At 57.7% G+C, this 15,051-nt stretch carries 11 protein-coding genes; 9 read left to right on the forward strand and 2 right to left on the reverse strand.

Features of this window, described 5'->3' with window-relative positions; translation table 11 throughout:
• The first annotated feature begins 12 nt into the window (after positions 1 to 12).
• The 5 genes from murA (at position 13) to AC13DJ_RS05215 (ending at position 5,778) form a co-directional block, all read left to right on the forward strand.
• A complete protein-coding gene (gene murA / locus AC13DJ_RS05195; RefSeq protein WP_273132121.1) occupies positions 13 to 1,275 on the forward strand; it encodes a UDP-N-acetylglucosamine 1-carboxyvinyltransferase in 1,263 nt (420 codons plus the stop codon).
• Between the two features lie 27 nt (positions 1,276 to 1,302).
• Positions 1,303 to 1,953, forward strand: a complete 651-nt coding sequence (gene hisG, locus AC13DJ_RS05200) for an ATP phosphoribosyltransferase (RefSeq protein WP_474540234.1) — start codon at positions 1,303 to 1,305, stop codon at positions 1,951 to 1,953.
• Positions 1,954 to 2,194: 241 nt separating this feature from the next.
• Positions 2,195 to 3,499, forward strand: coding sequence for a histidinol dehydrogenase (gene hisD, locus AC13DJ_RS05205; protein ID WP_482934031.1), 1,305 nt, complete (start codon positions 2,195 to 2,197; stop codon positions 3,497 to 3,499).
• Between the two features lie 253 nt (positions 3,500 to 3,752).
• Positions 3,753 to 4,814: a histidinol-phosphate transaminase gene (hisC, locus tag AC13DJ_RS05210; protein WP_482934032.1), complete on the forward strand. Its 1,062-nt coding sequence runs from the start codon at positions 3,753 to 3,755 to the stop codon at positions 4,812 to 4,814.
• Between the two features lie 220 nt (positions 4,815 to 5,034).
• Entirely contained in the window at positions 5,035 to 5,778 is a 744-nt protein-coding gene (locus AC13DJ_RS05215) for a Nif3-like dinuclear metal center hexameric protein (protein WP_482934033.1), read from the forward strand.
• Positions 5,779 to 6,032: 254 nt separating this feature from the next.
• Here the strand turns inward: AC13DJ_RS05215 and AC13DJ_RS05220 are convergent, their stop codons facing one another.
• Positions 6,033 to 6,470: a Z-ring associated ZapG family protein gene (locus AC13DJ_RS05220; protein WP_199457179.1), complete on the reverse strand. Its 438-nt coding sequence runs from the start codon at positions 6,468 to 6,470 to the stop codon at positions 6,033 to 6,035.
• Between the two features lie 233 nt (positions 6,471 to 6,703).
• On the opposite strand from AC13DJ_RS05220, the gene zapE reads away from it, so the two are divergent.
• The 4 genes from zapE to AC13DJ_RS05240 all read left to right on the forward strand — a co-directional run bounded on the left by zapE (position 6,704) and on the right by AC13DJ_RS05240 (position 14,144).
• Positions 6,704 to 7,804 carry a cell division protein ZapE gene (gene zapE / locus AC13DJ_RS05225; protein ID WP_482934046.1) on the forward strand — a complete coding sequence of 367 codons (1,101 nt, stop codon included), beginning with the start codon at positions 6,704 to 6,706 and terminating at the stop codon, positions 7,802 to 7,804.
• A 273-nt stretch (positions 7,805 to 8,077) separates the two neighbouring features.
• On the forward strand, positions 8,078 to 9,868 hold the full coding sequence (locus tag AC13DJ_RS05230) for a DUF1302 domain-containing protein (RefSeq protein ID WP_482934034.1): 1,791 nt from the start codon (positions 8,078 to 8,080) through the stop codon (positions 9,866 to 9,868).
• A gap of 33 nt (positions 9,869 to 9,901) precedes the next feature.
• Entirely contained in the window at positions 9,902 to 11,263 is a 1,362-nt protein-coding gene (locus AC13DJ_RS05235; protein ID WP_482934035.1) for a DUF1329 domain-containing protein, read from the forward strand.
• Between the two features lie 190 nt (positions 11,264 to 11,453).
• Complete coding sequence (locus AC13DJ_RS05240) at positions 11,454 to 14,144, forward strand: LuxR C-terminal-related transcriptional regulator (RefSeq protein ID WP_482934036.1); 2,691 nt, start codon at positions 11,454 to 11,456, stop codon at positions 14,142 to 14,144.
• Here AC13DJ_RS05240 and AC13DJ_RS05245 read toward each other — a convergent pair whose 3' ends face one another.
• Positions 14,145 to 15,041, reverse strand: a complete 897-nt coding sequence (locus AC13DJ_RS05245; RefSeq protein WP_474540868.1) for an acyltransferase — start codon at positions 15,039 to 15,041, stop codon at positions 14,145 to 14,147.
• Positions 15,042 to 15,051 lie beyond the last annotated feature (10 nt).

Genomic DNA, 15,051 nt, shown 5'->3' on the forward strand with positions numbered 1-15,051 from the left:
AGGACAAGTATTGTGGACAAACTTCTGATCGGGGGCCGCAAGCCCCTGGATGGCGAGATTCGCATTTCCGGCGCCAAGAACGCGGCACTGCCCATTCTGGCGGCCACGCTGCTGGCCGATGAGCCGGTAACCATCGGCAACCTGCCGCACCTGAACGACATCACCACCATGATCGAGCTGCTGGGCCGCATGGGCGTGGAGCTGATGATCGACGAAAAGATGAGTGTGGAAATTCACGCCAACACCATCAAGCACTTCCACGCGCCCTACGAGCTGGTGAAAACCATGCGCGCCTCCATCCTGGTGCTGGGCCCGCTGGTGGCGCACTTCGGCGAAGCGGAAGTGTCCCTGCCCGGTGGCTGTGCCATCGGTACCCGCCCGGTGAACCTGCACATCCACGGCCTGGAGCTGATGGGTGCAGACATCACGGTGGAGAACGGTTACATCAAGGCGAAAACCAACGGTCGCCTGAAAGGTGCACACATCTTCATGGACACGGTTACCGTAACCGGTACCGAGAACCTGTTGATGGCGGCCACCCTGGCGGAAGGTAAGACCATTCTGGAAAACGCCGCCCGGGAACCGGAAGTGGTCGACCTGGCCGAATGCCTGATCGCCATGGGTGCAGACATCAAGGGCCACGGCACCGCGACCATCGAGATCAACGGGGTAGAGCGCCTGCATGGTTGCCACTACAACGTACTGCCGGACCGTATTGAGACCGGCACCTACCTGGTGGCGGCAGCGGCGACCGGTGGTCGGGTAAAACTGAAAGACACCCGGGAAGACCTGCTGGAAGCGGTACTGCTGAAGCTGGAAGAAGCCGGCGCGGAAATCACCACCGGCCCGGACTGGATCGAGCTGGACATGAAGGGCAAGCGCCCGAAAGCGGTCAGCCTGCGCACTGCACCGTACCCGGCGTTCCCCACCGACATGCAGGCCCAGTTTGCGGCCATGAACGCCGTGGCGGAAGGCACCGGTACCATCGTGGAAACCGTGTTCGAAAACCGCTTTATGCACCTGCAGGAACTGATCCGCATGGGTGCCGATATTACCCTGGAAGGTAATGCCGCCATCATCAAGGGCGTGGAGCACCTGACCGGCGCTCCGGTGATGGCCACCGACCTTCGGGCTTCTGCGAGCCTGGTGATTGCCGGGCTGGTTGCCGATGGCGATACCATTGTGGACCGCATTTATCACATAGATCGCGGCTATGAATGTATTGAAGAAAAACTGCAGCTGCTGGGCGCAAGTATTCGCCGTTTGCCGGCATAATTAACCAACGGGAAACCGGATAGATCCATGACAGATTCCATCACCATCGCCTTGTCGAAGGGACGAATCCTCGAAGAAACCCTGCCGCTGCTGGCGGAAGCCGGTATTGAGCTGGTGGACGACGTGAAAAAGTCCCGCAAGCTGGTGTTTCCGACCACGGATCCGAACGTGCGGGTACTGATTATCCGTGCCACGGATGTGCCCACTTACGTTCAGTACGGCGGCGCCGATCTGGGCGTGACGGGCAAAGATGTGCTGATGGAGCACGGTGGCGCGGGGCTTTACGAGCCGCTGGATCTGAACATTTCCCGCTGCCGGTTGATGACCGCTGGCAAGAAGGGCGAGCAGCCTCCGGCGGGGCGCATCCGCGTGGCCACCAAGTTTGTGAACCTGGCGCGGCGCTATTACGCGGCCCAGGGGCGGCAGGCGGATATCATCAAGCTCTACGGGGCGATGGAGCTGGCGCCGATTCTGGACCTGGCCGACGAGATTGTAGATATCGTGGATACCGGTAATACCTTGAAGGCCAATGGTCTGGAGCCGCGGGAGCTGATTGACCATATCAGTTCGCGGTTGGTGGTGAATCGGGCTTCCATGAAGATGAAACATGGGCAGATTAATCCCATCATCGAGAAGATGGCACTGGCTGTGGATCGTCGGCGCGGTTCTCAGGAGTAAGGCTTCCCTATACTTTGGGAGTGTGTCACCCATCGGGTTGGCCCTTCCAAAAACCGCTCCTTACGGCACGTCCCTGTGGCGCTTCTGCTCCGCCATCCATGGCTCCGCACATTTTTGGAAGGGCCAACCCGATGGTTTCCGCATACTTTTGAGTTAGGAAGCCCCAGAGTTTTTTAATCCCCGAACTGTTGGCGGGTAATCCGACGGAAATCAGTATTCAATCCAACGCAGGATTAACGAGATGAACGACAGAATCACCAGACTGAACACCACACAAGGCGACTTTGACAGTGCGCTGGCCAAGCTTTTGGCGTGGGATGACAGTGTTGACCACCAGGTGAATGAGTCGGTTCGGCATATCCTGCGTGAGGTGAAAACCCGCGGCGATGCGGCGGTTCTGGAGTTTACCGAGAAGTTTGACCGGTTGAAGGTTAACTCCATGGCGGAGCTGGAGATGGATCAGGGGCGTCTTCAGGAGGCTTTGGAGCGGATTCCGCAGGATCAGCGGGTGGCTCTTGAGAAGGCTGCTGAGCGGGTTCGGGGTTATCATGAGCGGCAGAATCAGAAGTCCTGGCAGTATCAGGATGAAGACGGAACGATTCTGGGGCAGAAGGTGACGCCGCTGGATCGGGCTGGTTTGTATGTGCCGGGTGGTAAGGCTGCGTATCCATCGTCTGTGCTGATGAATGCGATTCCTGCCAAGGTTGCCGGGGTTGCCGAGGTGATCATGGTGGTTCCTACGCCGGATGGCGTGGTGAACGACATGGTGCTGGCGGCGGCGGCGATTGCGGGTGTGGACCGGGTGTTCACCATCGGTGGCGCCCAGGCGGTTGCGGCTTTGGCGTACGGTACGGAAACTGTGCCTTCGGTAGATAAGATTGTGGGTCCGGGGAATATTTTCGTGGCCACGGCCAAGCGGGAGGTGTTTGGTGTGGTCGGTATCGACATGATCGCCGGGCCTTCCGAGATTCTGGTGATCTGCGATGGCAAGACCGACCCGGACTGGATTGCCATGGACTTGTTCTCCCAGGCCGAGCACGATGAGCAGGCCCAGAGCATTCTGGTGAGCCCGGATGCGGATTTCCTGGATGCCGTGGAAGCGAGCATTAACAAGCTGCTGCCGACTATGGAGCGTGAAGACATCATTCGCACTTCCATGCTGGGCCGTGGTGCACTGATCAAAGTGGCTGACCTGAAAGAAGCGGCTGAGGTTTCCAACCGCATTGCTCCGGAGCACCTGGAGCTGTCGGTAGAAGACCCGCAGGCGATGCTGGATGATATCCGCCATGCCGGGGCTATTTTTATGGGCCGCTACACTGCCGAGGCTTTGGGCGACTACTGTGCTGGTCCGAACCACGTACTGCCTACCAGTGGTACTGCCAGGTTCAGTTCCCCGCTGGGTGTATACGATTTTCAAAAACGATCGTCCCTGATCGGTTTTACTCCGGAAGGCGCTGACCGCATGGGCCGTGTGGCTTCTGTGTTGGCGCGCGGTGAAGGCCTTACGGCCCACGCCCGTTCGGCCGAGTACCGTATCAAAGACTGACTGATTTCTGCGGTGGCCTTGGGTGCTGCTGGTCTATCTGAATAGCTTGAGAGCCGGGTTGGTTGTACTGGAAGGTTCGAATAGCAGGGCAGGTAGGGCTTTCCAAAAATTTGCGGAGCCATGGATGGCGGAGCAGAAGCGCCACATGGATGTGCTGTAAGGAGCGGTTTTTGGAAAGCCCTACCTGCCCTGCGAAAACTCCCAAATAAATACAACCAACCCGGCTCCTGCACCATTTTGGAGTTCAAGATATATGAGTAAATACTGGAGCCCGCTGGTCAGCGAATTGCAGCCGTATGTACCTGGCGAACAGCCAAAAATGGCTAATTTGGTGAAGCTGAACACCAATGAAAATCCGTTTGGTCCGTCGCCGAAGGTGATCGAAGCGATTCAAAAAGAGCTGAACGACAACCTGCGCCTGTATCCGGATCCGGAAGGCCTGGCGCTGAAAGAAGCGATCGCCGACTACCACGTTGATTTTGTGATTAATGCAAAGCAAGTGTTTGTCGGCAACGGCTCGGACGAAGTTCTTGCGCACATTTTTCAGGGCTTGCTGAAACACGACAAACCGATCCTGTTCCCGGATATCACCTACAGCTTCTACCCGGTGTACTGCGGCCTGTACCAGATCGAAAGCACGGTGATTCCGCTGACCGACAGCTTCGAGATCAACCCGGAAGACTACAAACGCCCCAACGGTGGCATCATCTTCCCGAACCCGAACGCGCCGACTGGTCGCTACCTGGGCCTGCAACACGTGGAAGAGATCCTGCAAGCCAACCCGGACAGCGTGGTGGTGGTAGACGAAGCTTACGTGGACTTCGGCGGTGATACGGCGATTCGTCTGGTAAACCAGTATCCGAACCTGCTGGTTTGTCAGACCCTCTCCAAGGCCCGTTCGCTGGCAGGGCTGCGCGTCGGCTTTGCGGTGGGTAATGAAGAGCTGATCGAGGCTCTGAATCGCGTGAAAGACAGCTTTAATTCCTATCCGCTGGACCGCCTGGCGCTGGCTGGCGCCGTTGCCGCTTTTGAAGACAGGCAATGGTTTGAAGATTCTTGTAGCGGTGTGATCCGTGAGCGGAAGAGAGTGACGGAAGAGCTTGAGCAGAGGGGCTTTGAAGTGCTGCCATCAAAAGCGAACTTTGTGTTCGCTCGTCATCCCGACCACGAAGGTGCAGAGATCGCAGCAAAATTGAGAGAGCAGGGCATCATCGTTCGCCACTTCAATAAGCCGCGAATTAGTGACTTCCTGCGAATCACCATTGGCACCAGCGATCAGAACAACGCTTTGATCAAGGGCCTGGATTCTCTCTAAATCGGCAGCGAATTTGGGAGAAAATCAGCGCTTCATCTATCGTGCATAGCAAGGGGCAGGAAAGGCTTTCCAAAAACCGCTCCTTGCGGCACTTCCCTGTGGCGCTTCTGCTCCGCCATCCATGGCTCCGCACATTTTTGGAAAGCCTTTCCAGCCCCTCGCCTCGTACAGTGTGCGCGCTGATCCGTTCAGAAATATCGCAAGAATAAGGGAGGTAGACATGGCAAACCGAAGCGACGTTCTCGCGAAAATAAACGAATGGTTAGCGCCCGAAAATTTTCAGGACTACGCTCCGAATGGCCTCCAAGTCGAGGGGCGTGAACATGTAGACGTCATCGTTTCCGGTGTGACCGCATCACAGGCCCTGATCGACGAAGCCGTAAAACAAAACGCAGACATGATCCTGGTCCACCACGGCTATTTCTGGAAAGGTGAAGATCAGACCATTCGCGGAATGAAAAAGAACCGCATCAAGCAGCTTCTGGACAACGACATAAACCTCGTCGCCTACCACCTGCCACTGGATGACCACCCCGAGTACGGCAACAACCGCCAGCTCGCCGATATACTTGGCATCCAGAATCCACGCCCAATGAGTGGATTAGTGTGGCAAGGTGAATTGCCCGAAGCCATGTCATCCGAAAAGTTCGGCCTGCACCTCGCCAGAGCCCTGAACCGGCAGCCGCTTCACGTAGGCAATGGCCCGGAAATGATCAAGACTGTCGCCTGGTGCACCGGGGCAGCTCAGGGGTTCATCAACGCGGCTTTGGATGCGGGTGTCGACGCCTACATCAGCGGCGAGATCTCCGAGCCGACGACTCACACGGCCAGAGAGTGCGGGATTCACTACTACGCGGCCGGCCACCATGCGACCGAACGGTATGGTGTTCAGGCTCTGGGCGAAGCATTAGCAAGGGAATTCGGAGTAATGCACCAGTTCATCGACTGCGATAACCCGGTGTAAACGACAGGGAAGCTGAAAGGGGAGGCTCATTCCAGCGATCCCTGAGCAGTTAGGATCGGCCAGTCTGGGGAACGGCTTTCCAAAAATTTGCGGAGCCATGGATGGCGGAGCAGAAGCGCCACATGGATGTGCCGCAAGGAGCGGTTTTTGGAAAGCCGTTCCCCAGACTGGCCAGACACCAAACTCAGAAGGCTAGGAGAGTCGTGGTACCAAGCCAGAAAACCAAACCCCCATATCAGGGGGCTAAAATGTAATTAAGCTGACCGCTTAGACCCATCCGCATTCAGACCGTAATCTTCGGCCAGCGTACCCTTGGCCTCCGGATCAGACTTCGGCGCATAATCCCGAGGCGGCTCGGAAGGCTCAGCCTCGGAATGGCCAAGACGACCAGAAGAATCCTGCCCCAGCTCCTCCAGCCAGTCTTCATCATTGCACAGACGATTCGCGCCCCGGGCCATATGCTGATTCACATCCCGGTACGCATCATTAAACCGCCGCAGCAAATGCGCAGACTCCATAAAGTGCTCATTCACCTGGGCCTGATACCGCGTAAACTCACTACGCAACTCATCAACCTGCTGCTCCGCCCGGCGCTGTCGCAACGAAGCTCCCTGGCCAGACCGGCCAAACATAAGCCCGATGACAATGCCAACCACCAACGCGACAACCGCCGCCACAATCAGGTTTGTCATATAAAAATCGTCCTTTCATTGCCTGCAAGTGAGCCATTCCTCGTTCAAGGAGTATACCCCCCCGAACGGATGTATCCCATGCCGAAACACTGCGCCAATCGTCTTATTGCCCCGGCGCCCGTGCGGCGTGGCGAAAAAACGTGAAATAAGCGACAATACCGCGCCCGAAAATCCACCTAGCAGGCAGGAAAATCCTGATGACAGAAGCCATGTCCTCCGAAACCGTCGCGAACCTGACCCCTTGGCAACGCTACCAAAAGGATCTTGAGCGCCCGGACTTTCACAAGGATCCGGCCCAGGAAGATGCCGTAAAGCGCCTGCAGGCACTGTACGACAAACTGGTGGAGGCCGAAAGCGAACGCAGCAAGGGCGGCCTGTCCAAGCTCCGCCGCAAATTGAAGAAGGGTAAGGAAGATCCGGTCAAAGGCCTGTACTTCTGGGGCGGCGTTGGCCGTGGTAAAACCTACCTGATGGACACCTTCTTCGAGGCGCTGCCGTTTGATCGCAAAATGCGTGTGCACTTTCACCGCTTTATGCAGCGGGTGCACAACGAGCTGAAGCAGCTCAAAGGCGAGAAGAACCCGCTGGAAATGGTCGCCAAGAAATTCGCAGACGAAACCCGGGTTATCTGTTTTGACGAATTCTTTGTGTCCGACATCGGCGACGCCATGATCCTCGCCACCCTGATGGATGGTCTGTTCAGCCGGGGCGTCACCCTGGTGTGTACCTCCAACATTGTGCCGGATGGCCTCTACAAAGACGGCCTGCAGCGGGCCCGTTTCCTGCCGGCCATCGCCCTGGTGAAACAGCACACCGATGTGGTGAATGTCGACGGTGGCGTGGACTACCGGCTGCGCACCCTGGAGCAGGCGGAGCTCTACCACTGCCCGCTGGACGACCAGGCTGATATCAGCCTGCGTAACAGCTTCGATGCCCTGGCGGTAGAAGCGGCAAAGCACAGCAAAACCATGGAAATTAACGGCCGCAAAATCCCGGCCGAAGCCCATGCCGACGATGTGGTGTGGTTCGATTTCAAAGCCGTGTGCGACGGCCCCCGCAGCCAGAACGACTACATCGAAATGGCCCGCCAGTTCCACGCCATCATCATCAGCAACGTGCCGCAGCTGGGCAAGAACAATGACGACCAGGCCCGCCGGTTTATCAACATGATCGACGAGTTCTACGACCGCAACGTAAAAGTCATCATCTCCGCCGCCGCGCCCATCACCGAGCTGTACAGCGGCGGCCGGTTGAGTTTCGAGTTCGAGCGTACCGAGTCCCGGTTGCTGGAAATGCAGTCCCGGGAGTATCTGGAAGCACCGCACAAGCCTTAAAGAGCCTTTCGGTCACGAACACTCGTGGCTGCTCTACCTAAGCCTCGCCCTTAGTCATTCCGAAATGGTTGCACTCCCGAATCTTGTCTATAGTGAGGGAGTGCGAGAACACCATGAAGGGAGAGAGACAGCAAAATCATACTTTTGACTGATCAAAGCTCCCAAAGGCCTTAGTTATAGTGCAACCATCACGGCACTGTAAGTACAGCCGCCAGGACAAAAACACCAGAACAATCGAGCAGCGACTCAGAACAACAACGGAGTAGCCTTCCAATGACAAGAAAAACTCAACCGTGGCAGCGTTGGACCAAGTTACCACTGGCCGTAGCCATAGCCGCCGGCGTATCCACCCCGGCCTCCGCCATCTCCTTTTACATGGGCGATGTTGAAGCGCAGTTCAACACCACGCTCTCGGCGGGTGCCTCCTGGCGGACGGAAGATGCGGACAAGCGCCTGCTCGCTCCCCACGATGGTCGTGGTACAGCGTCTACCAACAACTACGATGACGGTAACCGGAACTTCGACAAAGGTGACACCGTTTCCAAGATTGTTAAAGGCAACAGTGAGCTGTTTCTTGATTACAGCGTTGACTCCAACTATCTGACCCGTGTGGGTGCGCTTGTTCGTGGTCGTTATTGGTATGACTTTGAGCTCAAGGACGAAGGTCGGCGTTACGTTGAGCTGAACGACGAGGCTAAGGCATATGCCTCCGTTGGCGAACTGCTGGATGCCTATGTATTCACCGATTGGTATCTGGGCGACATACCGGTCAGTGCCCGCTACGGCAAACAGGTGGTCAGCTGGGGTGAGAGTACCTATATCCAGGGCGGTATCAACATCATTAACTCGGTAGATATTCGGGCTTTCCGTGCTCCCGGTGCCCAGCTGAAAGACGCGCTGCTGCCGGTCGAGATGTTCTATATGTCAGCCGGTATTACCGAGAACATCACGGTTGAAGGCTTTGTCCAGGCAGACTGGGAAAAGGTTCGCATAGATGACTGCGGAACCTTTTTTTCTACTATAGATTTCGTGGCCGATGGTTGTGGTCCGGTGTTTCTGAGGGGTGATCTGTCAGAAGCAGTTAACAACGTATCCGGTTTGGTCATTCAGCGTGAGGGTGATAAGGAACCGGATGCCAAAGACCAGTTCGGTGTTGCTATGCGCTGGTATGTGCCGGCGCTGAACGATTCCGAACTCGGCTTTTACTACATCAAGTACCACAGCCGTCTGCCCTACATCAGCGGACGTACGAATGGTGGCGAAGACAACCCGAACTTCCCGAACTATTTCATTGAATATCCGGAAGATATCAATCTCTATGGTGTGAGTATTAACACCACAACGCCTGGTGGTTGGTCGCTGGGTGCAGAATATTCGTATCGTGACAAGATGCCGATTCAGTGGAACGCGTTTGAGCTGATTTATGGTGGACTTCAGTCCCCAGAATACAGTTTGTTGTATGCGCGTGATGCAGAGCGGATCGCCGCTGAAAATGATGGCACTGATGGTGTAGCCGTATCTGGATACGACCGCTACGGTGTTTCCCAGGCTCAGATGACATTGATCAAGTTCTTTGATCAGGTGATGGGTGCCAGTCGGATGTCACTGGTGGCAGAAGTAGGTGCAACCTATATCCACGACTTGCCAGGTAAAGACGAAGCTCGCTATGGCCGCTCCGGTACCTTTGGTATTGGTGCGATTGAAGGCGGGCTTTGTGAGGATGGTCCTCTTAAGAACCTCAACCCCGAAAACTGCACCAACGACGGCTTCGTAACCTCCTTCTCCTGGGGCTACCGCACCAACCTGTCCTGGGACTACCCGAACGCTATCGCGGGCATTAACCTGACTCCGTCTGTTTTCTGGAGTCACGACATCAAAGGCTACGCCCCGCAACCCGGCGGTGCCTTCAACGAAGGCAACAAAGCCATCGGTTTGTCGCTGACAGGCGTATACCAGAACAAGATCACCGGCAACATCGGTTATACCAACTACTTTGGTGGCAAGCCGTATAACGAAATGACCGACCGGGATTTCGTGAGCGCGAGTGTTTCCTACTCCTTCTGAACCGGATCGAATTCGTTTAACGAGGTAATTTAAATGAAACTGAACAAGAAACTACTGGCTACCGGCGTTCTGACTGCATCCCTGTTTGCAGGGCAGGCCTGGGGCGCGGTTTCTGCCCAGGAAGCGGCCAAGCTGGGTGATACCCTCACCCCGATGGGTGCGGAGAAAGCCGGTAACGGCGGCGACATCCCGGCGTGGGACGGCGGGCTGTCTACGCCGCCGGCCGGTTACAAGGGCGATGGCATTTACCTGAACCCTTTCGCCGATGAGCAGCCGAAGTTCGTGATTGACCGGAGCAACGTAGACCAGCACGCAGACAAACTGTCTCCGGGCCAGGTGGCGATGATTCGCAAGTACGATAACTACAAGATTCCGGTATACCCGACCCATCGTACCGCCACTTATCCGAAGAAGATCATGGATGAGACGGTTGCGAATGCCACCAAGACAGAACTGGTGTCTGGCGGTAACGGTATCGACAACTACCAGGATGCCACGCCGTTCCCGATTCCCCAGAATGGCCTGGAAGTGATCTGGAACCACATTACCCGTTACCGGGGTGGCTCTGTGCAGCGCAACGTGGGCCAGGTAACACCGACCGCGGGCGGCGACTTCTCTGTGGTGAAGTTCCAGGAAGAACTGGTGTGGAACAGCTACCTGACCGACTACGAGCCGGGTAAAGACGACAACGTCCTGTTCTACTTCAAGCAGTCCATCACCGCGCCGGCGCGCCTGGCCGGTAACGTACTGCTGGTTCACGAAACCCTGGACCAGGTAGCCGAACCACGCCGTGCCTGGTTGTACAACGCCGGCCAGCGCCGTGTGCGCCGTGCGCCACAGGTGGCCTATGACGGCCCGGGTACCGCGGCTGACGGTATGCGTACCTCAGACAACCTGGACATGTACAACGGTGCTCCGGACCGCTACAACTGGGAGCTGATTGGCAAGAAAGAGATGTACATCCCGTACAACTCCTACAAGCTGCTGGATCGTGGTCTGAGCTACGACGAGATTATCCAGCCTGGCCACATCAACCAGGACCTGGCCCGCTACGAGCTGCACCGCGTGTGGCACGTGCGCGCCACCCTGAAAGAGGGCGAGCGCCATGTCTATGCCCAGCGTGACTTCTACATTGACGAAGACAGCTGGCAGGCCTCTGTTATCGACCATTACGATGGCCGTGGCGAACTGTGGCGTGTGGGCGAGGCCCACGCGATTCAGATGTATGACCAGGACGTTCCCTGGTACGCCGTCGAAGCGCTGTACGACCTGCTCTCCGGTCGCTACCTGGCTCTGGGCCTGACCAACGAAGAAAACAACCCGTACTCCTTCGGTGTTCAGCGCCAGTCCCGTGATTTCACGCCGGCGGCTTTGCGCCGGGCGGGTACGCGCTAACCGGTTTCCCTTAGCCGGAATCGAAAGGCGGGCCAGCAATGGTCCGCCTTTTTTGTGATCGCTATCACGTTGTGACGATGGAAAATCGTCACAGACTTTGTCTGCCCCCGCCAATTTTTTGCAGTCAGACCCTGCTTTGGTTTACTCTCGAGGCTAATCACTAATACTAAAGGTGTAATCGGGACTGTGAGTGAAATCCTTTAACGAAGGCAACGCCGCCAACGACGAGTTTCAGGGCGCCAACACCAGCCTGCAAAATGGCGAGCTGGTTCGGGATTTACTGGAGCACCGGCTTCAGTTGCCGGCCATTCCCAAAGATCACCAGCCCCGCCCCGCGCTTTCCAGGCAGATTCTGGATAGCCTCGCGCCCCGCTCACTGTTAATGCTGGAAGCACCCTGCGGTTACGGCAAAACCCACAGCCTGGTCAGCGCCCTGAGCGAGGGTGCCAGTGAGTTTGACCGGATTCGCTGGGTTACCCTGAATGCCGGCGACAACGCGCCGTCCCGTTTATTATCCCTCATCGCCATGGCGCTGGATTTGCCCCAGTCCCTTCATCCCGGGAATCAGGGTGGCGGCACGTTTGAAGACAACCTGGCCGTTATGCTGGTGGCCAAGGGCCGCCTGGAGCAGCAAGGCCGGGATGTCCTGGTGCTGGATAACCTGCACCACCTGACCAATCCTGCGGTGGGCGGGCTGCTACAGCAGCTTGTCTGCGATATGCCGGGCAACCTGTCGGTAGCCTTTACCTCCCGGCTGCCGTTGCCGTTCGAATGCCACACCCTTGAGCTGGAAAACCGTTACCAATGTGTCGGCCGCGAGAGCCTGGCATTTACCCGCTCGGAAACCTTTGCCTACTTCCGGGACGCCCGGCCGGACAGCCTGATTACCAGTGTCGCCATTGATCACCTGTACAGCCTCACCGAAGGTTGGCCTACACCGCTGGCCCTGTACCGGCGGGAGTTGCTGCGCAGTCCGGAACGCCGGCCGATGCAGGAAACCGCCTCCGTTGAACGCTTCCTGAAAGGCTCGGTGCTGGGGCAGATGGCGCCCGGCCAGATGAATTCGCTGCGCATGATGGCGGAGCTGGACGGGGTGTCGGATGAACTGTTTATCGCCCTGCAGGCATCGGTTGGCGCCTCGGGCATACTGCCGTCCGTTGCCTGTGAAAAGGGCTTGCCCCTGCAGCCGGTATCCGGCCGTGGCCGCTGGTATCGCCTCAATCCTTTACTTCAGGCCTGGCTGAAAACACCGGCACTGGGTGGTTACAACACTCGCATGCTGCTGGCCAGCCGCTGGTTCGGGCAGCGCAACCAGTTTCCGGAGGCATTGAAGTACGCACTGCTGTCCGGAGATGCCGAAGAAGTCGTGCGCATTGCCTCTGAGGGCACTGAAGCCCTGTTGCTGGGGCAGGACACCGCATCGCTGCTTACCCTGCGCAAACACCTGCCTGCCGGCTTGCTGGAGCGCAGCGCGCGATTACGCATTGTTTACAGCTGGGTTCATGCCATTGGCGGACAGTTCCACCAGGCCCGGCAGTTGCTCGAAGGCTTCTCGCCGGAAGACCGGGAACAGCAGGAAGCCCGTATTTATGCCCTGAAAGCCTTTATCCTGCGGGGCGAAGGCTACGTGCAGCCAGCCCTGGCCATGGCAGACAAGGCGCTCGCTGCCGGAGGCTTATCACCCCAGGCCCAGCTGGTCACCCAGATTGTTCGTGCCAGCGCCTTGTGTGCCGCCGGCAAATTTCATGAAGCCCGGGACGCCAACCGCGCCGCGGCCAAGCTGGCCCGGGAAGCGGGAGACTCCGGTTCCGAGGCGCTGGCGGTTTACGCCCACGCCCGCATTGAGCTGGGCAAGGGCGCGCTCGGGCATGCCGAGCAGCTGCTCAGAACCGGCCTGGACACCGCCATGCACGAACTCAGCCGCCCGGCGCGCATCGGCGAAACCCGGCTGGAACTGAACCTGGTGCTGGTGCTGTGGCATCAGGGCCGGTTGGACGAAGCCGACCGCCTGTTGGTAAGTTGCTCCCGCCATGCCGAACAGACCCGGGACCTTGGCCTGTTGCTGGCCATGGCCCTGAGGGTACTGATGTGTAAAGCCGAGGGCCGGCTGGAAGATGCCTTTGTGTGGATTGGCCGGGCAGAGCGGGCCATGCACGCCTGGCAGGTGGATGAATCCCTGTACGTGCCGGTACTGGAAGCCTTGAAAGCCAGCTGCTGGTTATCCCATGGCCAGACAGACAGTGCCGCCCAGGCCATCGAAAAGCTTCAGCCGTATCGACAGGGTGGTTGCGTGCCGGAATTGTTCCCCATGATGCCGGGGCTGATGGACTGCCTGCAGGTTCGGGCGGACATGGCCAGTGGTGACCTGGTTCGTGCCAGGGAGCAGCTGGACGCCGTTCTGGGCCGTTACGGCGATACCTTGCCCTGGGGGCTGGAACTGCACGTTGGCCTGCTGAGTGCCGTCCTGCTGCAACAGGAGAAGGGTTTGCCGGCCGCCAGGAAACAGCTGGAGCAGGTGGTTCGCCAGGCTGCCAGCGAGCGCTTTATCAGTCCGTTTGCGGAGCTGGTCAACGAACTCACACCACTGATGCAGAAATGCTTCCGGCAACTACCGGAAAACGCCTTCAATCGGGATTTGGGCCAGCTGTTTGGTCTCAACAATGCGCCTGTCGCCACCGAGACCCTTGCCGAGCCCATCAGCGACCGGGAGCAGGGTGTGCTGGAGCTGATCGCCCAGGGTTTGTCGAACCAGGAGATCGCAGACAAGCTGCACATCTCCCTGCATACCGTGAAAACCCACGCCCGCCGGATCAACGCCAAGCTGGACGTGAAATCACGAACCCAGGCCATTGTCCGGGCTCGCGAGCTGGGCATCCTGTAATCAGGCGCCCGCTTTAAGTTCCTCGATGCGGGTATCTTTCTCGGCCCAGATCCCGCTTACCCAGCGCTGGAAGTCAGCCCGCAGCTCCCGGTTGCCTTCATAATCCATGCCCAGAAAACGCTCCGGCACTTCCCGGGTGCGGATATCGATGATAATCCGGCGCACCCGGCCGCTCAGATAATCCCAGATGCCGGGCCGTCCGTCCGGGTACACAATGGTCACATCCAGCATGGTGTGGATCATCTCGCCCATGGCGCCGAACACAAACGCGGTGCCGCCGGCCTTCGGCTTCAGCAGGTTCTTGTAGGGGGAGTTCTGCCGGGCGCGCTTTTCCGGGGTAAAGCGGGTGCCCTCCATAAAATTGAAAATGGTCACCGGGGTGTAGCGGAACTTCTCGCAGGCCTTGCGGGTGGCCTCTATATCCTTGCCCTTCAGCTCCGGCCGCCTGGCGATTTGCTCCTTGGTGTGCCGGTGCATGAAGGGGAAGTCCAGCCCCCACCAGGCAATGCCCAGCAGTGGCACCCAGATCAGCTCCTTCTTCAGGAAAAACTTTAGCAAAGGAATCTTGTTGTTCAGGGCGTACTGGATGGCGGTGATGTCGGTCCAGCTCTGGTGGTTGCAGGTTACGAAGTACCAGTGCTTCTTGCTCAGCTCCCGGGCGCCGCGAATATCCCACTCAATCTTGTGGAACAGGTCCGCCAGGGTGTTGTTGAAGCCAATCCAGTACCAGGCAATCAGGTTCACCATCCGTGTGCACAGGGTACGCACCAATTTCACCGGAATAATCAGTTTGATGATGGCGAACAGCAGCAAAAACGGCAGGAAAATCAGGGTGTTCAGCAAGATGAGCAAAACCACCAGGACCCCTTTCAACGGGGCGGGCAAAAAGTCCAGCATGGAAAAGTCT

The organism is Marinobacter sp. L-46 (assembly GCF_056859535.1).